General features: G+C 73.0%; 26 protein-coding genes. 11 read left to right on the top strand and 15 right to left on the bottom strand.

What is annotated here, in order from left to right:
• Positions 1 to 60: 60 nt before the first annotated feature.
• Together IE290_RS32930 and IE290_RS32925 are read right to left on the bottom strand one after the other, a co-directional pair.
• Positions 61 to 1482 carry a leucyl aminopeptidase family protein gene (locus IE290_RS32930; RefSeq protein ID WP_191248637.1) on the bottom strand — a complete coding sequence of 474 codons (1422 nt, stop codon included), beginning with the start codon at positions 1480 to 1482 and terminating at the stop codon, positions 61 to 63.
• 73 nt (positions 1483 to 1555) lie between these two features.
• Entirely contained in the window at positions 1556 to 1723 is a 168-nt protein-coding gene (locus IE290_RS32925; RefSeq protein ID WP_081617745.1) for a DUF3117 domain-containing protein, read from the bottom strand.
• A gap of 168 nt (positions 1724 to 1891) precedes the next feature.
• On the opposite strand from IE290_RS32925, the gene IE290_RS32920 reads away from it, so the two are divergent.
• Positions 1892 to 2686 carry an enoyl-CoA hydratase-related protein gene (locus tag IE290_RS32920; protein WP_191248636.1) on the top strand — a complete coding sequence of 265 codons (795 nt, stop codon included), beginning with the start codon at positions 1892 to 1894 and terminating at the stop codon, positions 2684 to 2686.
• Between the two features lies 1 nt (position 2687).
• On the opposite strand, the gene IE290_RS32915 is transcribed toward IE290_RS32920, so the two are convergent.
• Genes IE290_RS32915 through IE290_RS32895 form a run of 5 tightly spaced genes read right to left on the bottom strand, consistent with a single transcriptional unit; the run spans position 2688 to position 5502 of the window.
• The gene (locus IE290_RS32915; RefSeq protein ID WP_191248635.1) at positions 2688 to 3236 is read right to left on the bottom strand and encodes a TOPRIM nucleotidyl transferase/hydrolase domain-containing protein; all 549 of its coding nucleotides are present in this window, start codon (positions 3234 to 3236) and stop codon (positions 2688 to 2690) included.
• Positions 3236 to 3805 (bottom strand): DNA-3-methyladenine glycosylase I, encoded by a 570-nt coding sequence (locus IE290_RS32910; RefSeq protein WP_308431399.1) that lies wholly within the window; start codon positions 3803 to 3805, stop codon positions 3236 to 3238. The genes IE290_RS32915 and IE290_RS32910 overlap by 1 nt, the downstream gene beginning before the upstream one ends.
• Positions 3802 to 4257 (bottom strand): SRPBCC family protein, encoded by a 456-nt coding sequence (locus IE290_RS32905; protein ID WP_191248633.1) that lies wholly within the window; start codon positions 4255 to 4257, stop codon positions 3802 to 3804. The genes IE290_RS32910 and IE290_RS32905 overlap by 4 nt, the downstream gene beginning before the upstream one ends.
• On the bottom strand, positions 4254 to 4556 hold the full coding sequence (locus IE290_RS32900) for a DivIVA domain-containing protein (RefSeq protein ID WP_191248632.1): 303 nt from the start codon (positions 4554 to 4556) through the stop codon (positions 4254 to 4256). The genes IE290_RS32905 and IE290_RS32900 overlap by 4 nt, the downstream gene beginning before the upstream one ends.
• A gap of 1 nt (position 4557) precedes the next feature.
• A complete protein-coding gene (locus IE290_RS32895; protein ID WP_191248759.1) occupies positions 4558 to 5502 on the bottom strand; it encodes a glucosyl-3-phosphoglycerate synthase in 945 nt (314 codons plus the stop codon).
• Positions 5503 to 5549: 47 nt separating this feature from the next.
• Between IE290_RS32895 and IE290_RS32890 the strand changes: the two genes are divergently transcribed.
• A complete protein-coding gene (locus tag IE290_RS32890; RefSeq protein WP_191248631.1) occupies positions 5550 to 6221 on the top strand; it encodes a lysophospholipid acyltransferase family protein in 672 nt (223 codons plus the stop codon).
• Between the two features lie 239 nt (positions 6222 to 6460).
• Here IE290_RS32890 and IE290_RS32885 read toward each other — a convergent pair whose 3' ends face one another.
• From IE290_RS32885 to dapE, 3 genes are read right to left on the bottom strand one after another with little or no spacing between them, the layout of a single operon-like run.
• A complete protein-coding gene (locus IE290_RS32885; protein WP_191248630.1) occupies positions 6461 to 7027 on the bottom strand; it encodes an LOG family protein in 567 nt (188 codons plus the stop codon).
• Complete coding sequence (locus IE290_RS32880; RefSeq protein ID WP_191248758.1) at positions 7028 to 7798, bottom strand: LOG family protein; 771 nt, start codon at positions 7796 to 7798, stop codon at positions 7028 to 7030. It abuts the gene before it with no gap.
• 25 nt (positions 7799 to 7823) lie between these two features.
• Positions 7824 to 8900 (bottom strand): succinyl-diaminopimelate desuccinylase, encoded by a 1077-nt coding sequence (gene dapE, locus IE290_RS32875; protein ID WP_191248629.1) that lies wholly within the window; start codon positions 8898 to 8900, stop codon positions 7824 to 7826.
• Positions 8901 to 8934: 34 nt separating this feature from the next.
• Between dapE and IE290_RS32870 the strand changes: the two genes are divergently transcribed.
• From IE290_RS32870 to IE290_RS32860, 3 genes are read left to right on the top strand one after another with little or no spacing between them, the layout of a single operon-like run.
• Positions 8935 to 9369: a hypothetical protein gene (locus IE290_RS32870; RefSeq protein WP_191248628.1), complete on the top strand. Its 435-nt coding sequence runs from the start codon at positions 8935 to 8937 to the stop codon at positions 9367 to 9369.
• A 15-nt stretch (positions 9370 to 9384) separates the two neighbouring features.
• The gene (gene dapD / locus IE290_RS32865; protein WP_191248627.1) at positions 9385 to 10365 is read left to right on the top strand and encodes a 2,3,4,5-tetrahydropyridine-2,6-dicarboxylate N-succinyltransferase; all 981 of its coding nucleotides are present in this window, start codon (positions 9385 to 9387) and stop codon (positions 10363 to 10365) included.
• A gap of 31 nt (positions 10366 to 10396) precedes the next feature.
• Positions 10397 to 11338 (top strand): CHAD domain-containing protein, encoded by a 942-nt coding sequence (locus IE290_RS32860; protein ID WP_373300595.1) that lies wholly within the window; start codon positions 10397 to 10399, stop codon positions 11336 to 11338.
• A 345-nt stretch (positions 11339 to 11683) separates the two neighbouring features.
• Here the strand turns inward: IE290_RS32860 and IE290_RS32855 are convergent, their stop codons facing one another.
• Positions 11684 to 13060 (bottom strand): FAD-dependent monooxygenase, encoded by a 1377-nt coding sequence (locus tag IE290_RS32855; protein WP_191248626.1) that lies wholly within the window; start codon positions 13058 to 13060, stop codon positions 11684 to 11686.
• A gap of 70 nt (positions 13061 to 13130) precedes the next feature.
• Between IE290_RS32855 and IE290_RS32850 the strand changes: the two genes are divergently transcribed.
• Positions 13131 to 13727, top strand: coding sequence for a TetR/AcrR family transcriptional regulator (locus IE290_RS32850; RefSeq protein WP_229874853.1), 597 nt, complete (start codon positions 13131 to 13133; stop codon positions 13725 to 13727).
• Here the strand turns inward: IE290_RS32850 and dapC are convergent.
• Entirely contained in the window at positions 13721 to 14815 is a 1095-nt protein-coding gene (dapC, locus tag IE290_RS32845; RefSeq protein ID WP_191248624.1) for a succinyldiaminopimelate transaminase, read from the bottom strand. The two genes, IE290_RS32850 and dapC, sit on opposite strands and share 7 nt — an antisense overlap.
• A complete protein-coding gene (fdxA, locus tag IE290_RS32840; protein ID WP_020420964.1) occupies positions 14812 to 15132 on the bottom strand; it encodes a ferredoxin in 321 nt (106 codons plus the stop codon). Before fdxA ends, dapC begins: the two co-directional genes overlap by 4 nt.
• Before the next feature lie 117 nt (positions 15133 to 15249).
• Between fdxA and IE290_RS32835 the strand changes: the two genes are divergently transcribed.
• From IE290_RS32835 to IE290_RS32815, 5 genes are read left to right on the top strand one after another with little or no spacing between them, the layout of a single operon-like run.
• Positions 15250 to 15996 (top strand): GNAT family N-acetyltransferase, encoded by a 747-nt coding sequence (locus IE290_RS32835; protein ID WP_191248623.1) that lies wholly within the window; start codon positions 15250 to 15252, stop codon positions 15994 to 15996.
• The gene (gene cofD, locus IE290_RS32830) at positions 15993 to 16988 is read left to right on the top strand and encodes a 2-phospho-L-lactate transferase (protein WP_191248622.1); all 996 of its coding nucleotides are present in this window, start codon (positions 15993 to 15995) and stop codon (positions 16986 to 16988) included. The genes IE290_RS32835 and cofD overlap by 4 nt, the downstream gene beginning before the upstream one ends.
• Entirely contained in the window at positions 16981 to 18312 is a 1332-nt protein-coding gene (locus IE290_RS32825; protein WP_191248621.1) for a coenzyme F420-0:L-glutamate ligase, read from the top strand. The genes cofD and IE290_RS32825 overlap by 8 nt, the downstream gene beginning before the upstream one ends.
• Entirely contained in the window at positions 18309 to 18839 is a 531-nt protein-coding gene (locus IE290_RS32820) for an NUDIX hydrolase (protein WP_191248620.1), read from the top strand. The genes IE290_RS32825 and IE290_RS32820 overlap by 4 nt, the downstream gene beginning before the upstream one ends.
• Complete coding sequence (locus IE290_RS32815) at positions 18836 to 19198, top strand: GntR family transcriptional regulator (protein WP_191248756.1); 363 nt, start codon at positions 18836 to 18838, stop codon at positions 19196 to 19198. Before IE290_RS32820 ends, IE290_RS32815 begins: the two co-directional genes overlap by 4 nt.
• Here the strand turns inward: IE290_RS32815 and IE290_RS32810 are convergent.
• Together IE290_RS32810 and manB are read right to left on the bottom strand one after the other, a co-directional pair.
• Positions 19183 to 20079, bottom strand: a complete 897-nt coding sequence (locus tag IE290_RS32810; protein ID WP_094006897.1) for a DNA-3-methyladenine glycosylase family protein — start codon at positions 20077 to 20079, stop codon at positions 19183 to 19185. The genes IE290_RS32815 and IE290_RS32810 overlap by 16 nt on opposite strands.
• A complete protein-coding gene (manB, locus tag IE290_RS32805) occupies positions 20079 to 21158 on the bottom strand; it encodes a mannose-1-phosphate guanylyltransferase (RefSeq protein WP_191248619.1) in 1080 nt (359 codons plus the stop codon). Before manB ends, IE290_RS32810 begins: the two co-directional genes overlap by 1 nt.
• Positions 21159 to 21229: the final 71 nt, after the last annotated feature.

The following is a 21229-nucleotide window of genomic DNA, read 5'->3' as shown; positions in this document are numbered from 1 at the left end:
GCCAACGGCGGGCGCCACGCCTGCGGCCCTCCCGCGGCGGCTGCGCCGAGGGCGCTGGAACTACGCCTGGTCGCTGCCGAACGCCTCCGCGAACGCCACCAGCGTCCGCGCCGCGAAGCCCGTCGCGCCGGGGACGACCTCCGCGTAGGGCTTTTCGGCTCTCGCGGGGCCCGCGATGTCCAGGTGGGCCCACGGCAGGCCCTCGGTGAACTCGCGCAGGAACAGCGCCGCCGTGATGCCGCCCGGCCCGCCCGGCGCCTGCTTCACGTCGGCGAGCTCACCGCGCACCGCGTCGGCGTGGGCGTCCAGCAGCGGCATCCGCCACCACGCCTCCCCCACGCTCGCGCCGGCCTCGCGGATCTCGTCGGCCAGCTTGTCGTCCGTGGCGAACAACCCGCCGGTCCGCAGGCCCAGCGCGACCTTCATCGCGCCGGTCAGGGTCGCCACGTCGACCACCGCGTCCGGGGTGAACCGGCGGATCCCGTAGGCCAGCGCGTCGGCCATCACCATGCGGCCCTCGGCGTCGGTGTTGGACACCTCGGTGGTCCGCCCGCCGTAGTGCCGCACCACGTCGCCCGGCCGGTACGACGAACCGGACACGTGGTTCTCCGCCGCCGGCACCAGCGCCGTGACCCGCACCGGCAGCCGCAGCGACGCGATCGCCAGCGCCGCGGCGATCACCGCGCCACCGCCGGCCATGTCGGTGCGCATCAGGTGCATCCCGTCGGCCGGCTTGATCGACAGGCCACCGGTGTCGAACGTGATGCCCTTGCCGACCAGCAACAGGTGCCGCACCGCGCCGCGCGGCCGGTATGTCAGCTCGATCAGCCGCGGCGGGCTCGCCGAACCGCCGCCGACCGCGAGCACCCCGCCGAAGCCCTGCGCGGCCAGCCACTCCTCGTCCCGGATCGTGGCGCTCAGGCCGGGCACCTCACCGGCCAGGCGCGCGGCGGTGTCCGCCAGCCACTCGGGGTTCTTGACGTTGGACGGCGTGTTCGCCAGGTCCCTGGCCAGCGCCGTCGCCCCCGCCAGCACCCGCACGCGCTCGACGATCCGCTGGTGACCGGCCTCCGGCGTGATCAGGCGCAGGGTGCGCAGCGCGGGCTGGTCCGCCTCCGCGGTGACCTTGAACCGGTACCCGCCGAGCAGCGCACCCAGGGTCAGCTCCGCGACCTGCTCGCCGGTGACGTCGCCACCCAGCTCGACCTGCACCGCCTTGACGTCGGCGGCCTCCCGGGCCAGCGCCGCGCCCGCGGTGCGCCACTGCACCGGCTCACCCTCGCCGATCCCGACCAGCCAGCGCACGTCCCCGGCGGGGACCCGGCGGACCTCACCGGCCTTGCCGGAGTGCTCGACCCCGGCGACCGGCGCGGCCGCACCCGCGGGGACCAGGACGGCCAGGTCGGCGCCGCGACGGCGCGCGTCGGCGACCTCGACGTCGATCAGCCGGCTGGGAACGGACGGCAGGGGGAACCGCGCCATCTGGCGACCTCCTGGAACTCAAGGGACTGCGGCCGCGCGTGACGTCAGCCGGTGACGACGGGAACGGAAGTGCTCAGCTGGTGGCCTCCTGCAGGGCAACCCCCAGGTCCTTGGCCTCTTCGGCCGACAGCTCGACGACAAGTCGCCCACCGCCCTCGAGCGGAACGCGCATCACGAGGCCCCGCCCCTCCTTAGTCACCTCGAGGGGACCATCTCCGGTCCGGGGCTTCATGGCCGCCATAGCGTGCTCCCTCCGTATCAACCGGCGCGCCCGGGTCGCGCTCCTCAAGCCAACCGGGTCAGGGCCCATTCTCCCTCATCAGGATGGGCGCGCGAACGCGGACCGATCTTTTCGTGTTTGCTTAGGTGCTGGTATCGCCCCGCACCCGAGTTTTCAGGAGGACCTCCGGTGACCACCGAGGACGTGCTGCTCACCGCCGACGCCGACGGCGTGCGCACCGTGACGTTGAACCGCCCCAAGGCTTACAACTCGCTCACCGTGGAGCTGAAGGAGCGCCTGCTCGCCGCCTTGCGGGAGGCGTCGTCGGACCCCGCGGTGCGCGCGGTGGTGCTGACCGGCGCGGGCAAGGCGTTCTGCGCGGGCCAGGACCTCAAGGAGCACGTCGGGCTGCTGCAGGCCGGCGACCCGGCGCCGCTGCGGACCGTGCAGGACCACTACAACCCGATCGTCCGGGCGATCGTGGAGATGCCGAAGCCGGTGATCGCCGCGGTGAACGGCCCGGCCGCGGGCGCGGGGGCGGCCTTCGCCTACGCCGCCGACCTGCGGGTGGCCGCCTCGTCGGCGAATTTCCTGATGGCCTTCGCCAATGTCGGGCTCGGCCCGGACTCGGGCGCGTCGTGGACGCTGCAGCGACTGGTCGGCTACGGCCGGGCGGCCGAGCTGATGCTGCTGGCGCGCACGGTCGGCGCCGAGGAGGCGCTGTCGCTTGGCCTGGTCACGGAGGTCGTGCCGGACGCGGAGCTGGCCGGCCGGGCGCAGGCGCTGGCCGCGAAGCTCGCCGCCGGGCCGACGGTCAGCTACGCCAAGATCAAGCACGTGCTGACCGTGGCCGCGGAGGGCTCGCTGGAGGACGCGCTGGCCGCGGAGGATGCCGCACAGACGGTGCTCGGCTCGACGGCCGACCACCGCGAGGCGGTGGAGGCGTTCGTCGCCAAGCGCAAGCCGGACTTCCAGGGGAAGTAGGTCAGACCGCGGTGAGCAGGGCGTCGAGCGGCCGGGGCAGGGCGCCCCGGCCGGCCGCCGCCTCGACGAGCAGCCGCGCGTAGCGCGCTTTGCGGCCCGCCCCAGCGCCCAGGTACCGCCGCGCCTGCGCTTCCACCTCCTGGCCGCGCCAGGCGGGCTGGCGCTGCAGCGACCGGAACGACCCGAGATCGCCCTGGGAGCCGAAAACCGCCTCGACGCCCGTGGCGCCCACCGCGCGGATCAGCTCGTCCTCCAGGTCATCGACGCAGACGAAGACCCCGAAGTGCTCGGCGCCGGAGGCCGTGGCCAGCCCGCGCCGGAACACCTCCGCCTCGGCCAGGTCGCAGAGCCCGGCGAGCCGCACCGGGCGGTCCAGCAGACCCGACCGCGTCAGGAAGCGGCCGATCGCGTGCGCCCCGCCGACCGGCGCGACCGCCACGCCCTCCGCGTCCAGAACCCGGCCGCGGATCACGGCAGCCGTTTCCACGGCGATCCGGTCGCTGTCGCCCTCGACGAGCACCACGGTCGAGGCGTCGGCGACCGGGAGCATCAGGACGTCGCGCGGAAACAGGTCACCAAGTGGTCGTCGACCATGCCGGTGGCCTGCATCAGCGCGTAGCACGTCGTCGGGCCGACGAAGGCGAACCCGCGCTTCTTCAGCGCCTTCGCCATCGCCGTCGACTCCGGGGTGATCGCCGGGACGTCGGCCATCGTGCGCGGGCGTGCCCGCTTCCCGGTCGGCGCGAACGACCACAGCAGGTCGTCCAACGGCTGGTCCAGCGTCGTGATCGCGCGGGCGTTCGTGATCGCGGCCAGGATCTTCGCGCGGTTGCGCACGATGGACGCGTCGGCCATCAACCGCTCGACGTCGTCCTCGCCGAACTCGGCCACCTTCTCCGGCACGAACCCGGCGAAGGCGGTCCGGAAACCCTCCCGCTTGCGCAGGATCGTGATCCACGACAGCCCCGACTGGAACGCCTCCAGGCACAGCCGCTCGTACAGCGCGTCCTGCCCGCGCAGCGGCACGCCCCACTCCGTGTCGTGGTACTCGGCGTAGTCCGGCGCCGAGTTCCCCCACGGGCACCGCGACACCCCGTCGGCGCCGATCGACTCCATCACACCTGCCCCACCGAGTAGCTCTCCGCGAACTTCGCGAACCGTCTCAACGAATACCGCAACCCAAGAACGAACGCGGGCTTGACGACCGGCCACCCCAGCTGCCCCGCCGGCCCGAGCGGCGGCACCAGGCTCTCCGACCAGACGAACGTGGACCGGTGCGCCCCCTTCGCGTGCACGTGGAAGGCGCCGGTGCCCTTGACGACGCTGCCCAGGTGCCGGACCGTGCACCGCACCGGCGGCTCCCAGCTGGTGATCTCCATCTGGTCGGTGACGCCCACGCCGCGCACCCCGGTGAACGCGCTCAGTTTCGACCCCACGCTGCGCCCGTCGCCCTCGACGACCTCGACGTGCGTGCCGAGCATCCACTCGTGCTGCCGCTCCCAGTCGGTCAGCGCGAGCCACGTCGTGCCCGCGCCCGCGTGCACGTCCACGGACAGGACCAGGTCGATCATCCCGACGTCTGCCGTTCCGACTCGAGCTCGGCCACCCGGGCGCGCAGCTCGTCGATCTCGGCGCCCAGCCGCCCCATCACCCAGTCCACTTCGGACATCTTGTACCCGCGCAGGACGAGCTGGAAGCGCACCTTTCGCACGTCCTCGCCGGTGATGTCGCGCACCGGCAGGCGCGTCGGCGAGCTGCCCGGCGGCAGCGGCGCGAGCTCCTCGCCGCGGCCGAACACGACGGCGGCCAGCAGGAACACCACCGCCGCCACGAGCAGCATGATCACGAGGTAGATCAGGGCGGTCGTCACGTCAGAATCGTGACACACCCGGGCGCGGTTCGTCCCCCGAGCGCACCTGCCGCATCGGCGGCCGGTCGGCCACCAGGACCTCGGACTCCCGCGGCACCCACGCCCCGGCCTCGGCCACGAACTGGGTCAGCGTCCCCGAGCCGCCCGCGTCGATCCCGCACCGGGCCAGCGCGGTGCCGAGGATCTGCCGGGCCATCACGCCCAGCTGCAGCAGCGACCGGTTCCGGTGCTTGCGGACACCCAGGTTGACCTGGGCGAGCCCGGCCATGCCGTAGCGGGCCTCGGCGTCGAGCAGCAGCCCGATCTCCACGCCGTACCCCGCGGCGAACGGCACCGATTCGAGGAACTCGCGGGTGGCCGCGTACTCGCCGCCGAGCGGCTGCACCACGGCCGACAGCGCGGGCCGCAGCGCGGACAGCACCGGGCGGGCGAGCAGCTCGGTGACCCGCCCGCCGCCGTGGCCGGCCTCGGCCGACTCGACCCGCAGCGGCCGCCGGTAGAAGCCCTTGACCAGGTGCACGCCCTCGGTGAGCAGCAGCGGGCCGAGCAGCGCGGGCACGAACCCGGGATCGGGGTCGACGAGGTCGGAGTCGAGGAACACGACGAGGTCACCGGTGGTCGCGGCGAGCGACCGCCACAGCACCTCGCCCTTGCCGGGCAGCGGTTCCAGGTCCGGCAGCACGTCCTCGCGGCGCACCACGCGGGCCCCGGCCGCCGCGGCGACCTCGATCGTCGCGTCGGTGGAGCCCGAGTCGACGACCACCAGCTCGTCGACCAGAGTGCCCACCAGCGGCCGCACCGAGGCGACCACGTCGCCGACCGTCCGCTCCTCGTCGAGCGCGGGCAGCACCACCGACACGGTGCGGCCCGCTTTCGCCCGTACCAGGTCAGCGGGGTCGAAATCGGGCTCCTGCCACGTGCGCAGGGCGAACCAGCCGGTGTCCATGACCGCCGATCGTGCCATGCTGGAACCGACGACGAACTGGAGGAACCGTGCTTTACCAGCTGATCCGTCTCCTGGCCGTTCCGGTGGTCAAGCTGATCTACCGGCCGGAGGTGCGCGGCGCGGAGAGGGTTCCGGCGTACGGCCCGGTGATCCTCGCGCCCAACCACCGCGCGGCCGTGGACACGACGCTGCTGGCGCTGGTCAGCCCCCGGCGGGTGCGGTTCCTCGGCAAGGCGGAGTACTTCACCGGCAAGGGCCTGCGCGGCCGGCTGATGGCCGCGTTCCTGGACGCGGTCGGGTTCGTGCCGGTGGAACGCGGCAACGCGAAGGCCGGGCTCGCGGCGCTGGAGTCCGGGCGCAAGGTGCTCGACGAGGGCGGCGTGTTCGGCATCTACCCGGAGGGCACCCGCTCGCTCGACGGCCGCCTGCACCGCGGGCACACCGGGGTGGGCTCGCTGGCGCTGGCGACCGGCGCGAAGGTGGTGCCGGTGGCGCTGACCGGCACGGAGAAGCTCCTGCCGAAGGGCAAGCTGTTCCCGCGGTTCGCGAAGGTGACCGTCGAGTTCGGGGAGCCTCTGGACTTCTCGCGCTACGACGGGCTGGACGCGTCGCCGGCGATCCGGCGCGCTGTCACCGACGAGGTGATGTACGCCATCGCTGAGCTGTCCGGGCAGGAGTACGTGGACAAGTACCACAAGCGGCCTGGGGAGGCCGCTTAGCCGCTACGCGGGTATCTCGGGCACCGGCTTCGCTTCGCTACGCCCGGATTGGAAGTGCCCTCCCGAACCCGATCTTTCAGTGTTTTAGCGGCCGAGCAGGCGTGTCAAGGCTGGAAAGAGTACCTTGACACGCCTGATCGGCCGCCAAAGAAGGCTGGGGATCGGGTGCGGGAGGCGGGCTGGTTCGGGGGTTTGTTGCGTTTTGCTGCCGGGTGGCGGTTTGGGTGGTGGTGGTGCTGTTATTGCCACTTGGCGATGTCGGGGGCCTCGTACTTCGCGAAGGCGTCCAGCAGTGCGGCCGGGTCCTCGTCCACGAAGACCAGGTCCCGGTGCTCGGCGCGCAGGAACTTCTCGGTCACCATGTGGTCGATGAAGTCGCGGAAGGGGCGGTAGTAACCGCGCACGTCGACCAGGCCGATCGGCTTGCTGTGCAGCCCCAGCTGGGCCCACGTCCAGACCTCGGCCAGCTCCTCCAGCGTCCCCGCGCCGCCGGGCAGCGCCAGGAACGCGTCGGCGTATTCGGCCATCTTCGCCTTGCGTTCGTGCATGTCGGCGGTCACCACCAGCTCCGACAAGCCCGCATGCGCGATCTCGACCCGCTTCAGGTGCTCCGGGATCACGCCGATCACCTCGCCGCCCGCCGCCAGCGCGCCGTCGGCCACCGCGCCCATCAGGCCGACGCTCGCGCCGCCGTAGACCAAGCCGATCCCCCGCTCGGCGAGCAGCTTGCCGAGCGCCGTGGCGGCGTCGGCGTACACCGGGTCGCCGCCGCCGGAAGAACCGCAGAACACACAGATCCGCTTCACTTAGTGGGTGTCCTCCCAGGCCTTGTAGGCCTCCTCGACCATCGCCACCGCCTCGTCGACGTCGTCGGTGAGGTGCAGCAGCGCCAGATCCTTGTCACTGATCTTGCCCTGGGCGTGCACCGCGTCCCGGACCCAGTCGTAGAGCCCGCCCCAGTAGGACCGTCCGAACAGGACCACCGGGAACTTCGTCACCTTCTTGGTCTGGACCAGGGTGAGCGCCTCGAACAACTCGTCCAGTGTGCCGAAGCCACCGGGCAGGCAGATGAACGCCTGCGCGTACTTGATGAACATCGTCTTGCGGGTGAAGAAATACCGGAAGTTCACCCCGAGATCGACCCACGGGTTCAGGCCCTGCTCGAACGGCAGCTCGATGCCCAGGCCGATGGACAGCCCGCCGGCCTCGGACGCGCCGCGGTTGACCGCCTCCATCGCGCCCGGCCCGCCACCGGTGATCACCGCGAACCCGGCGTTGGCCAGCCCCGCGCCGATCTTGCGGCCCAGCTCGTACTCCGGGTGGTCACGGGGCGTGCGGGCCGAGCCGAACACGGTGACCGCGCGCGGCACCTCGGCCAGCGCGCCGAAACCCTCGACGAACTCGGCCTGGATGCGCATGACCCGCCACGGGTCGGTGTGCACCCAGTCGCTGGGCCCGCGCGAGTCGAGCAGGCGCTGGTCGGTGGTGGTCTGCTCGATGCGGCGCTCGCGGCGCAGCACGACCGGACCCCGCTGCTTCTCCCGCGGGTGCTCGGGATACTCGGACGCTTCGTCCACTTCTGGCCCTGTCACCCCGCCGAGCTTACTGGGCCAGGAAGTCCCGCAGCACGCGCGTGACCTGCCGGATCTCCCGCGCCGCGACGTGCTCCTCACGGGTGTGCGCGAGCGTGGGGTTCCCGGGGCCGAAGTTCACCGCCGCCATGCCCAGCGCGGCGAACCGGGCCACGTCCGTCCACCCCAGTTTCGCCGCCACCGCGCCGCCGGCGGCCTGGACCAGCTCGGCCGTCGCCGGGGCGGTCAAGCCGGGCAGCGCACCCGGCGAAAGGTCCACAACGGACAGTTCGTAGCCGTCGAACACCTCGCGCAGGTGCTTTTCGGCCTGTTCCGGGCTGCGGTCCGGGGCGAAGCGGAAGTTCACCGCGAGCACCGCCTCGTCCGGCACCACGTTGCCGGCCACCCCGCCGGAGATCCGCACGGCCTGCAGGCCCTCGCGGTAGGTGAGGCCGTCGATGTCCACCACCCGCGCCTCATACGCCTCCAGCCGGCGCAGCGGCTCGCCCAGCGCGTGGATCGCGTTGACGCCCATCCAGGCTCGCGCGGTGTGCGCGCGCTTGCCGGTCTGCCGCAGCTCGACCCGCATGGTGCCCTGGCAGCCGGCCTCGATGACCGCGTTCGACGGCTCGCCGACGATCGCCAGGTCGCCGGCCAGCCAGTCCGGCATCTCCCGCTCGATCCGGCCGAGACCGTTGCGCACGGCCTCGACCTCCTCGTTGTCGTAGAAGACGAACGTGACGTCGTGGCGCGGCTGCGTGACGGTGGCGGCCAGGTGCAGGAACACCGCGTCGCCGCCCTTCATGTCGACCGTGCCGAGCCCGTGCAGCACCTCGTCGTCGCCGGAGCCCTCGCGGCGCACCGGCAGGTTCTCGTTCACCGGCACCGTGTCCAGGTGCCCGGCCAGCACCACGCGCGAGGGCCGTCCGAGGTTCGTCCGGGCCAGCACGGCGTCGCCGTTGCGCACCACCTCGAGGTGCCCGGCCTGCGCGAGCAACGCTGCCTGCACCGCGTCGGCCAGCGCCGCCTCCTGCCCGGACACGCTCTGGACGTCCACCAGCGCGGCGGTCAGGTCGACGGGGTCGGCGTGCAGGTCGAGAGTCGTCATGTCCCGACTCTAGGGGGTGTCGTACGGTGAGCAGGTGCGCACGTGGAAGCCCCTGATCGCCCTCGGTGCGCTGGCACTCGTGCTGGCCGGCTGTTCCAACGAGGCGGGCCCGACCCCGAAGGGTGGGGCCGGCCAGGCGGAGACGCCCTACGCCCTGTCGGTCAAGCTCAACGCCCTCACCGCGGACACCTGCTTCCGCGACCCGGCCGGGCAGACCCCGCGCGGCTGCGGCAAGTACGTCACCGAGCTGGGCAGCACCCCGGGCCTGGTGCGTGAGCAGGCCGGCACCAAGCACCCGGACCTGGTCGCGGCGGCGAACGACCTGGAGAAGGGCATCGGCGCCTACCGCGGCGGCCACTGCGACGCCGTCGCCGATCCGGGCGGAGCGTGCACCTCGGCGCTCACCGCGATCGCCGACAGCCTCCGGTCGGTGAAGCAACTGGTGGACACCCAGCTCGTGACCGGCTGAGTTACGGTTAGGGCCGTGAGCGAGCAGAGCCCCAATCCCGAGACCACCGGTGCGCACGGCGTCGGCCTGGCCACCGTCACCACCGACGGGACCGTGCTGGACACCTGGTTCCCGCAGCCCAAGCTGGGCGAGCCCGGCACCAGCGGGACCGAGCGGCTGACCCGCGAGCAGGCCGTCGAGATCCTCGGCGAGGCCGCCGCCGAGCTGCTCGGCCCGGACGAGGCCCGGGGCGTCGAGGTGGTCGCGGTCCGCACCACGATCGGCACGCTCGCGCAGGCCCCGGCCGACGCGCACGACATCTACCTGCGCCTGCACCTGCTGTCGCACCGCCTGGTGCAGCCCCACGGGCAGAACCTGGACGGGATCTTCGGCCTGCTGGCCAACGTCGTGTGGACCAACCACGGCCCGTGCCCGGTCGAGGGCTTCGAGCAGACCCGGCTGCGGCTGCGGGCGCGCGGCCCGGTCACCGTCTACAGCGTCGACAAGTTCCCGCGCATGGTCGACTACGTGGTGCCCACCGGGGTGCGGATCGGCGACGCCGACCGCGTGCGCCTCGGCGCGCACCTGGCCAACGGCACCACGGTCATGCACGAGGGCTTCGTGAACTTCAACGCCGGCACGCTCGGCGCGTCGATGGTCGAGGGCCGCATCTCGGCCGGCGTGGTCGTCGGCGACGGCACCGACGTCGGCGGTGGCGCGTCGATCATGGGCACGCTGTCCGGTGGTGGCAAGGAGGTCATCTCGCTGGGCGAGCGCTGCCTGATCGGCGCCAACGGCGGGGTCGGCATCTCCCTCGGGGACGACTCGGTGGTCGAGGCCGGGCTCTACGTCACGGCCGGCACGAAGGTCGTGGTCGAGGGCAAGACCGTCAAGGCCCGCGAGCTGTCCGGCATCTCCGGCGCGTTGTTCCGGCGCAACTCCGAGACCGGCGCGGTCGAGGCCGTGCCGCGCACGGGGGCCGGCATCGAGCTGAACGAGATGCTGCACGCGAACTGAACGCGGGTTTCGTTCACCTATCATTCACCGGGTGAGCACCGCTACGTTGCCCTCCCGAGCCGTGACCGCCGGTGACCTCGGGCTGCCTGGGGAACCGCTGGTCGCGGGTCCGCGGGACACCCCCGAGACGCTGCTGCGGGCGCGGATCGACGGGCAGCTGCGCGCGATGCTCAGGCACGAGCCGGGCACGCGGTCCGGGGCCGATCCCGAGGACCTGCACCAGATGCGCGTGGCGGTCCGCCGGCTCCGCAGCGCGTTGAAGCTGCTGGGGCCGGCGGGCGACGACGTGCGGGCCGAGCTGAAGTGGCTCGCCGCCGGGCTCGGCGAGGTGCGCGACCACGACGTGCTGATCGGCCATCTGCGCGCGACGGTCGCGTCGTTCGGCGAGGCCGACCAGGCCGCCGGGGCGCGGCTGGTGCGGATCTTCGTGGCCGAGCGGGCGAAGGCGAAGCGGCGGCTCAACCGGTGCCTGGGCAGCGCGCGGTACGCGGCGTTGCTGCGCTCGACCGCGCGGCTGGTGCTGACGGAGCTGCAGCTGAGCGCTGATCCGGCGCCGGGCCCGGTCGATGTGGGCGCGGTGGTGCGCAAGCCGTACCGGAAGCTGGTGAAGGCGGTGGCCGCGCTGCCGGCCGACCCGCCGGACGACGAGCTGCACGAGCTGCGCATTCATGGCAAGCGCCTGCGGTACGCGGCGGAGACGGCGAAGGCGGCGGCGCGGAAGAAGCAGGCCGCGCGGGTGCGCGAGCTGATCAAGGCGACCAAGCGGCTGCAGGACGTGCTGGGCGACCACCAGGACGCGGTGGTGGCCGCCGCGCGGATGCGAGACCTGCTCTCGGCGGCCGACGAACCAGCCGTGGGTTTCGTAGCGGGCCGCATCGCGGAGCGAGAACTGACGCGACGAGCCGCCGCACGGGCCGCGTGGCCGGCGGTGCTGGCAGAGGTGGACGCGGCAGCGGCGAAGGTCTGTGGGTAGCGCCATCGCCTCGGCGCCGGCGGAGCGCGGCCGCGGCTAGCGCCGCCCGCCCAACCGCCGGGCGCGATCACTTGCTCCGCCCCGCGGACGCCGGAGGCGAGCCGAGCCCGCGGCGCGGGAAGCCGAACCGGCCCGACCGGGAAGTCGAACCGGCCGCGCCGCGTGCCGCGCGCCGGCCGACCGCGCGAGCACGGCCGGAAGCCTGCGGCACCACCCCAACGCCCGGCCCCCACCACCCGGACCGCGCCGCCGAGCGGTACCTGCACCGGCGCGGCCGCGACGTCGGGCCCGGCCCCCGCCAACCGCCGGACGCATGTTCCTTCCCCGCCGCACCGGCTGGCCGTGCTAGCGCACCAGCTCGCCCACGTAGCCGTCCGGTCGGACGACCACCTCTTTCGCCGCGTACGAAGCGAAGGCGTGCCCCTCCGCGTCGATCACGTATCGGCCCGTGGCGGTCTCCCCCGGGCGGAGCACCGCGTAGGTGTGTGGCTCGTCCGCCCCAGGACCACCGAAGATCAGCCTCGTCGCGTGCGGGCCGCGGAACAGGTCGAACAGCCGGACCTCCGTGCCGTCCTCGTCGAGCAGCGGCGCGTCCGGCGCCCGGTCCCCCGCCGCCAGCCCGGGCTCGTCCGACGTGCGGTAGCTGATGTTCAGCTGGTCGGTGTCCGCGCCGCGCTCGTGGGCCCGCTCGTCGCCCTCCCGGTACTTGCGCAGCAGCTCCGACGACACGCCCAGCACGCGCTCGGCCACCGCTCGCCGCTCGGTTTCGTAGCTGTCCAGCAGCTCCGGTGACCCGTCGGCGAGCTTCCAGCCCAGGTTGTACGCGTCCTGCACGCTCGTGTTCAGCCCCTGCCCGCCGGTCGGCGGGTGGACGTGCGCCGCGTCGCCGATCAGGAACACCCGGCCCACCCGGAACCGCTTCGCCAGGCGCACGTTCGGCCGCCACACCGTCGACCACGTCAGCTCCCCCAGCCGCACCCGGGCGCCGAGCGCGTCCAGAGTGGACTGCAGCGTCGCCACGCTCGGTTCCACGTCCTCCTCCTCCAGCGGCGCGCCGAACTGGAACAGGCCGATCCCCGGCAGCGGGCTCATCACGACCCCGCGCCCCGGGTCCGCCGCGGTCGCGAACCAGTAGCCGAACTCCGGGTCGAGATCGGCCTCGACGTCACCCAGCAGCATCCGGAACGACTCGTCCGTGACGCCCTCGAACTCGATCCCCAGCGCCTTCCGTACGAAGCTGCGCCCGCCGTCGGCGCCGACCAGGTAGTCCGCCCGCACGGTCTCGCCGGTCGCCAGCTCCGCGGTGACCCCGGCGGCGTCCTGCGTGAAGCCGGTCAACGCCGCGCCCAGCTCGACGCGCACCCCGAACTCCGCCAGCCGGTCACGCAGGATGCCCTCGATCTGCGCCTGCCCGAGCGTCCACCCGTTGGGGTAGGGCACGTCCGGCATCGGCTCGCGCGGCTCGAAGATCCGGCGCTCCACCACGAACTCGCCGTCCAGGTGCACACGCAAGGCCGGCGTCTCCCGGCCCGCGGCCAGCACGACGTCGATCACCCCGAGGTCGTCGAACACCTCCAGCGTGCGCGGCTGCAGCCCGTCGCCCCGGGAGCCGCGGAAGAACTCGGTCGCTTTGTCGACGATCCGCACGCCCACTCCGCGCCGGGCGAGGTCGATGGCCAGTGCGAGCCCGGCCGGGCCGGCGCCCGCGATCACCACATCCATAATTGAATCTCCATTCACTGAATTCAGATTCATAATGGACTTGCTAGCGTGCTCCCGTCAAGGAGGTGCCGTGAAGCGCAAGGAGAAGGCCGCGGAGACCGAGGCCGCGTTGAAGGCCGCCGCGCAGCGCCTGTTCGCCACTCGGGGCTACCTGAGCACGAAGATCACCGACATCACGGCCGAAGCGGGCCGGGCGGCCGGGTCGTTCTACAACCACTTCGCCGGCAAGGAAGAACTGCTCGAGTCACTGCTGGCAGACCTGGAGGCGGCCGGCGACGAGAGCGTGGACCGCCCTGAGCACAGCCCGGACTTCACCGACCCCGCTGCGGTCCGGTTCCACGTCGCGGAGTACTGGCGCTTCTACGCCGAGCACGCGGCGACCCTGCGCGCCCTGCGGCAGGCGGCCCAGGTCAACGAGGACTTCGCGGCCAAGCTCAACGAGTTCACCCGGGTGCAGAACGAGGAGATCACCGATCACGTGGACTACGTGACCAAGGCGGGCCACCGCCTGCCCGGCTCACCGCTGGCGAGCGTCACGATGATGACCGCGGTGGTCGACAGCTTCGCCCAGCTGTGGCACGACGGGGTGACGGACCTCACCGAGGACGAGGCGATCGAGGCGCTCACCCGGTTCGTCTACCGGGGAATCAGCGGCCGCGACTACTGACCGAGGCGCTCGGCCGCGGCTTCGACGCGCTCGTCGGTCGCGGTCAGCGCCACTCGCACGTGCTCACCGCCCGCGGGGCCGTAGAACGTGCCCGGCGCGACCAGGATCCCGCGCTCGGACAGCCACTGCACGGTCTGCCAGGAGTCCTCACCGCGGGTGGCCCACAGGTAGAGCCCAGCCTCGGAGTGGTCGATGCGGAAACCGTTGTCCTGCAACGCCTTCTGCAGCACCAGGCGGCGGCGGGCGTAGCGGTCGCGCTGCAGCGCCAGCGCGCCGTCGTCGGCCAGTGCGGCGGTCATCGCCTCCTGGACCGGGCGCGGCACGATCATGCCGGCGTGCTTGCGCACCGCCAGCAGCCCGGCGACGAGCTCCGGGTCGCCCGTGACGAACCCGGCGCGGTAGCTGGCCAGGTTCGCGGACTTGGACAGCGAGTGCACGGCCAGCAGGTTGTCGTGGCGGCCGCCGCACACCGACGGGTGCAGGATCGACACCGGATCGGCGTCCCAGCCCAGCGCGAGGTAGCACTCGTCGGAGACCACGATCACGTCCCGCTCACGCGCCCACTCGACGATCCCGCGCAGCGCGTCGGCGCCCAGCACGCGTCCGGTCGGGTTGGACGGCGAGTTCAGCCAGACGATCGCGGGCGGCTCGGCGAGGCCGCGCGGGTCGTCAGTGCGCAGGATCCCGGCGCCGGCCAGCAGCGCGCCGACCTCGTAGGTCGGGTAGGCCAGCTCGGGGATCACCACTGTGTCGCCCGGCTCGGCACCGAGAAGCCGCGGCAGCCAGGCGACCAGCTCCTTGGACCCGATGGTGGGCAGCACCGTCGCCGGGTCGACGCCCGTGACGCCGTGCCGGCGGCTCAGCGCCTCGACCGCCGCCGCACGCAGCTCGGGCGTGCCGTGGGTGGTCGGGTACCCGGGGATTTCCGAGACCGACGCCAGGGCGGCGCGGATCGACTCGGGCACCGGGTCGACCGGCGTGCCGACCGAGAGGTCGACGAGGCCGCCCGGGTGGGACTTCGCCCGTGCCGTGGGCTCGGCGAGCGAGTCCCACGGGAAGTCGGGCAGACCGGTACCGCCGCGGTTCATTCGCCCTGCGGGGGCAGGTCCTTGATCCACTGCGGATCGTTGCTGGTCTTGCCGACCTTCGAGGCGCCGCCGGGCGAGCCGAGGCTGTCGAAGAAGTCGACGTTGGCCTTGGTGTACTCGGCCCACTCGTCCGGCACGTCGTCCTCGTAGTAGATCGCCTCGACCGGGCACACCGGCTCGCACGCACCGCAGTCCACGCACTCGTCCGGGTGGATGTAGAGCATGCGGTCGCCTTCGTAAATGCAGTCGACGGGGCATTCGTCGATGCACGCCTTGTCGAGCACGTCGACGCAGGGCTCGGCAATCACGTACGTCACTGCGATCTCCAGCTAGGTCCAAGGATCCACTACCGATCCTGGACATTACGCGCCGAGGCGGGAACCTTCCAAAGTGAGGCCACCCTTAATCCGCCCATCGGCGAGCACAATGGGGACGTGGACTCCTCCGAGACGCTCGAACTGCGCTGCGCCGACGCGTGGCCCGCCGTGACCGTGGACAAGATCGGTGACTGGCGGCTTCGCGCCGCCGGCGGGTTCACCGGACGCGCCAACAGCGCGCTGGCCGTCGGCGACCCGGGGGTGCCGACCGGGAGCGCGCTGACGGCTGTTTGTGACTTCGCCCACGCCCACCGGATCCCGCCGGTCGTGCAGGTGGTCGCCGGCAGCGCGAACGAGCGCGCGATCGAGGCCGCCGGCTGGGTGCCGAACACCGGTCACGCCGCCGGGCACCTGGTGGCCGTGCTCACCGGTCCGCTCGGCGCGCGCGACGGCGAGGTGCCCGTCCTCCCGGAGCCGACCGCCGGCTGGTGGGAGCTGACCATCGGACGACCCGAGCCGACGGACGCCGAGCGGCACGTGCTGACCACCGGCGAAGTCGGGTACGCCGTCGCCGAAGTGATGGGAGTCACAGCCGGCGCGGTGCGTGCGGCGGTGGCCGACGACGTCCTGCACATCGCCCGGCTGGCGGTCCGGCCGGAGTACCGCCGCCGCGGCTTGGCCTCGGCGTTGATGGCCGCGTGCGGCCCGTGGGCGGCCGACCGCGGCGCGACGCGGACCGTGCTCCAGGTCGCCGTGGACAACGCGGGAGCGCTCGCGTTCTACGAGCGGCTCGGGTTCGCCGAGCACCACAGGTACCGCTACTGGGTTCCGGGCCCCCGGGCGTGCGAGGATCGCTCGCTGTGAAGGTTGTCGTAGTTGTCGGCGGGGTGGGCGGCGCCCGCTTCCTGCTCGGAGTGAAAGCCGCGCTGGGTCTGCCCCCGATCGGCCCTGGGGAGTCGACGCACGAGATCACCGCGGTGGTCAACACCGGTGACGACGTGTGGATGCACGGTCTGCGGATCGCGCCGGACCTGGACACCTGCATGTACACGCTGGGCGGTGGCATCGACACCGAGCGCGGCTGGGGGCACCAGGGCGAGACCTGGGTGGTGAAGGAGGAGCTGGCGGCCTACGGCGCCGAGCCGACCTGGTTCGGCCTCGGCGACAAGGACATCGCCACCCACCTGATCCGCACGCGGATGCTGCGCGCGGGCTACCCGCTGTCCGCGGTCACCGAGGCGCTGTGCGACCGGTGGCAGCCGGGCGTGCGGCTGCTGCCGATGACCGACGACCGGGTCGAGACCCACGTCGTCATCGACGATCCGGAGGACCCGGGCAACCGCAAGGCGATCCACTTCCAGGAGTGGTGGGTGCGCTACCGGGCCGAACCGCGGGCGCATTCGATCGTGCCGGTCGGGGTCGAGGAGGCCAAGCCGGCGCCGGGTGTGCTGGACGCCATCGCGGAGGCCGACGCGGTCCTGTTCGCACCGTCCAATCCGGTCGTCTCGGTCGGCACCGTGCTGGCCGTGCCGGGCGTGACGGAGGCGCTGCGCAAGACCGACGCCGGGGTGGTCGGGGTGTCGCCGATCATCAGCGGCAAGCCGGTGCGCGGCATGGCCGACGCGTGCCTGACCGCCATCGGGGTGGAGACCTCGGCCGAGGCCGTCGGCATCCACTACGGATCGCGGCAGACCTCGGAGGACGGCCTGCTCGACGGCTGGCTGGTCGCCGAGGGCGAGACCGTGCACGTGCCGGGCGTCGCGGTGCGGGCGGTGCCGCTGCTGATGTCCGATGTGGACGCCACCGCGGCGATGGCGCGCGCCGCGCTCGAACTCGCGGGAGCCGAAGTTGAGTGACCACTCCGCCGCGCGGCTGGAGATCCTGCCGATCGAGGGCCTGCCGGAGTTCCGGCCGGGCGACGACCTGACCGGCGCGATCGCGACCGCCGCCCCCTGGCTGCGTTCCGGTGACGTGCTGGTGGTCACCAGCAAGGTCGTGTCGAAGATCGAGGGACGGCTGGTGCGCGTGCCCAGTGACCCGGAAGCCCGCGACGCGGCCCGGCGCGAGCTGGTCGAGCAGGAGTCGGTGCGGGTGCTGGCCCGGTTCAACCGGACTCTGATCACGCAGAACCGGATCGGCATCGTGCAGGCCGCTTCCGGGGTCGACGCGTCCAATGTGGCCGGTGACGAGATCGCGCTGCTGCCCGCCGATCCGGACGCCTCGGCGCTGGCGCTGCGCAACGGGTTGCGCGAGCGGCTGGGCGTCGAGGTCGCGGTGGTCATCACCGACACGATGGGCCGGGCGTGGCGGGTCGGGCAGACCGACAACGCCATCGGCGCGAGCGGGCTGCGCGTGCTGCACTCCTACGAGGGCGAGGTCGACGGCCAGGGCAACGAGCTGCAGGTCACCGAGATCGCGGTGGCCGACGAGATCGCGGCGGCCGCGGACCTGGTGAAGGGCAAGCTGACCGCGACGCCGGTCGCGGTGGTGCGCGGGCTGGAGATCGCCGACGACGGGTCGACCGCGCGGAAGCTGGTGCGGCCGTCGGAGGAGGACATGTTCTCCCTCGGCACGCGCGAGGCGATCGCGCAGGGCCGTCGTGAGGCGGTGCTGGTGCGCCGGTCGGTGCGCTCGTTCACCGACGAGCCGGTCGATCCGGACGCGCTGCGCCGCGCGATCGGCGCCGGGCTGACCGCGCCCGCGCCGCACCACACGCGGCCGGTGCGGTTCGTGTGGCTGCGCGACCGCGGGCTGCGGACGAAGCTGCTGGAGGCGATGCGCGAGGCGTGGCGGGCGGACCTGGCCCGTGACGCGTTCACCGAGGAGCAGATCGCTCGGCGGGTGGCCCGGGGCGACATCCTGTTCGAGGCGCCCGAAGTGGTGATCCCGTTCCTGGTGCCGGACGGCGCGCACACGTATCCGGACGAGCGGCGCAACGCCTGCGAGCGGACGATGTTCACCGTCGCCGGCGGTGCCGCGGTGCAGGGGCTGCTGGTGGCGCTGGCGGCGGAGGACCTCGGGTCGTGCTGGATCGGGTCGACGATCTTCGCCGCCGACGTGGTGCGCGAGGTGCTGGGGCTGGAGCCGTCGTGGCAGCCGCTGGGCGCGGTCGCGATCGGGCATCCGGCCACCGCCGCCCAGCCCCGTGAGCCGGTGACGGACGGGCTGGTCGAACTGTGAGCCTGCACGCCGATGTCGCGGAGACGCTGGAGAAGTGGCAGCCGGGGACGGCCGGGCAGGAGGCGCTGCGGCACGCGTTCCTGGGTTTCCTCGCCGCGCGGGAGGACGCGTGCCGGCGGTCCTGCGCGGCCGGGCACATCACCGCCTCAGCCGTGGTTCTGAACGCTTCCCGGTCGCACGTGCTGCTGACGCTGCACCCGCGCGTCGGGCGGTGGCTGCAGCTGGGCGGGCACTGCGAGGAGTCGGACACGTCGCTGGCGGCCGCCGCGTGGCGGGAGGCGACCGAGGAGTCCGGGATGAGCGGGCTGACGATCTCGGCCGAGCCGGTGCACCTGGACGTGCACCCGATCACGTGCTCGCTGGGGGTGCCGACGCGGCACTTCGACGTGCGGTTCGTGGTGACCGCGCCGGCCGGTTCGGAGCCCGTGCGCAGCGCGGAGTCGGACGACCTGCGGTGGTGGCCGCTGACCGCGCTGCCGCCCGGTTCGGAGGACCTGACCGAGCTGATCGCGGCGGCGTGCGAATGATCGTCTCGGTCGACCCGTCCTCGGCGGTGCCGCCGTACGAGCAGGTGCGGTCCGGGCTGGCGCGGCAGATCAACTCCGGCGCGCTCGCGGTGGGCACGAAGCTGCCGACGGTGCGCGGGCTGGCGGAGGAGCTGGGCATCGCGCCGAACACGATCGCCCGCGCCTACCGCGAACTGGAGGAGGCGGGGCTGATCGAAACGCGCGGCCGGGCGGGTTCGTTCGTGGCCTCCGCGGGGGACGAGTCGCTGGCCCGGGCCCGTGAAGCGGCCGAGACGTATGCCGCGGTGACCCGGGCGTTGGGGTTGTCGGGTGAGGACGCGCTGAAGATCGTGCGCGCCGCGCTTCACATGGCGCGGTAGTCCCGCGGCGAGAATCGCGGGCCGAAGCGCGGGCGCGAGAACCCGGCCGCCTCCAGGTACCGCACCGCGCGCTGCCGGTGCGGTGCGTAGGGCGCCAGCACCTCCGCCAGGCCCTCGTCGTCCAGGGGCTCGCCGAGCAGCGCGTACCCGACCACCGCCGGGATGTGGAAGTCGCCGAAGCTGACCGCGTCCGGGTCACCCCACGCGCGCTGCGCGACCTCCGACGCGGTCCACACCCCGATGCCCGGCACCTTCCGCAGCCACGCGCGCCCCTCCGCGCCACGCAGCTCCACCGCCTTCTCCAGCCGGTGCGCCACCTGCGCCGCGAAGATCAACGCCTTGCGCCTGCTGTGGTCCACGCCGGCCCGGTGCCACGTCCAGTCCGGAATGGACATGATCGCCTCCGGCGTCGGCGGCACCCGCATCCCCGCCGGAGCGGGTCCCGGAGCCGGCTCGCCGAACCACCGGCACAACTCCCGCCACGACCGGCGCGCCTCGTAACCGGTGACCTTCTGCTCCAGCACGGCCGGGACCAGCACGTCCCACACCCGGCCGGTCGCACCCAGGCGCAGCCCCGGCATGCGGCGCCGCACCTCGGCGATCCGGTCGTGGTGCGAGACGAACTCGCTGTCGTCGTCCTCGGCGCCGACCAGCGCGGGCACCCCGTCGAGGAGCCGGTCCGCCCCCGGGCCCCACGCCGCGGCCTCGATCTCGCCGTCGGCGAACCGGCGCAGCACCAGCGTTCCCGGACCGTCGGCGGTGTTGCCGGTCAGCCACGTCCGGCCGTGCTCGTCCGCCCGCAGGCACGGGTCGCCCTTGCCCCGGCGCAGCGGCCGGAGGACCGCGTCGAGGTCGAGGGTGAACGGCGGGCGGTAACGCATCAGGCGTCGCTGGAGAACCGGATCGAACCGTCGGGCAGGGTCACGTCCGGCCACACGCGGGCGCCGTCGAGCAACTCGCACCCGGCGCCGACGACCGCGCCGTCCCCGAGGACGACGCCCTTGAGCACCGCCCCCTTGCCGACGCGCGCACCCACACCCAGCACGGAGTTCTCCACGACCGCATTCTCCGCCACGGACACCCGGTCGAACAGCACCGACCCGGCGATCCGGGCGCCGGACGCGACGTGCGCACCCCCGCCGATGGTCGAGCCACCGGTGACGGTCGCGTCCGCGGCGACGTCCGCGCCCTGCAGGACCAGGGCCTCGCCGGCCGGCCCGGGCAGCGCCGAGGTGGGGGCGAGCCCGCGCACCAGGTCCGCGCTGCCGCGCACGAACGCCTCCGGGGTGCCGACGTCGAGCCAGTAGGAGGCGTCGACGAACCCGTGCAGGTGCGCGCCGCCCTCCAGCAGGCCGGGGAAGGTCTCGCGCTCGACCGACACGCGGCGGCCGGCCGGGATCGACTCCAGCACCGGGCGGCGGAACACGTAGCAGCCGGCGTTGATCTGGTCGGTCGGCGGGTTCGGGGTCTTCTCCAGGAACGCGGTGACCCGCCCGTCGGCGTCGGTGGGCACCGATCCGAAGCGGCTCGGGTCCTCGACGCGCTGCAGGTGGAGCGTGACGTCCGCGCTCGTGTCGAGATGGGTCTGGACCAGTGCGCGCAGGTCGGCGCCGGAGAGGATGTCCCCGTTGAAGATCACGGCGTGGTCGGCGCGCAGGTAACCGGCCACGTTGCGGATGGCGCCGCCGGTGTCCAGCGGCTCGTCCTCGACGACGTACTCGACTTCCAGCCCCAGCGACGCGCCGTCGCCGAAGTGCTCCTCGAACACCTCGGCGCGGTAGGACGTGCCGAGCACCACGTGCCGGATCCCCGCGGCGCGGATCCGGGACAGCAGGTGGGTCAGGAACGGCACGCCCGCGGTGGGCAGCATCGGTTTCGGGGCGGACAGGGTCAACGGCCGCAGGCGGGTTCCCTTACCGCCCACGAGCACAACGGCATCGACATCAAGTTCCGATGTCACGTCAAGATCCTTCCCGTTATCACGCACCGGTGGGCGACAAGCCGCGGGAAACAATGACGGCGACGGCCCGG

The organism is Amycolatopsis deserti, from assembly GCF_014653945.1.
Taxonomy (GTDB): Bacteria; Actinomycetota; Actinomycetes; order Mycobacteriales; family Pseudonocardiaceae; genus Amycolatopsis_E; species Amycolatopsis_E deserti.
Note: the sequence above shows the minus strand (reverse complement) of the source record. Positions and strands in the feature narration are given on the sequence as shown.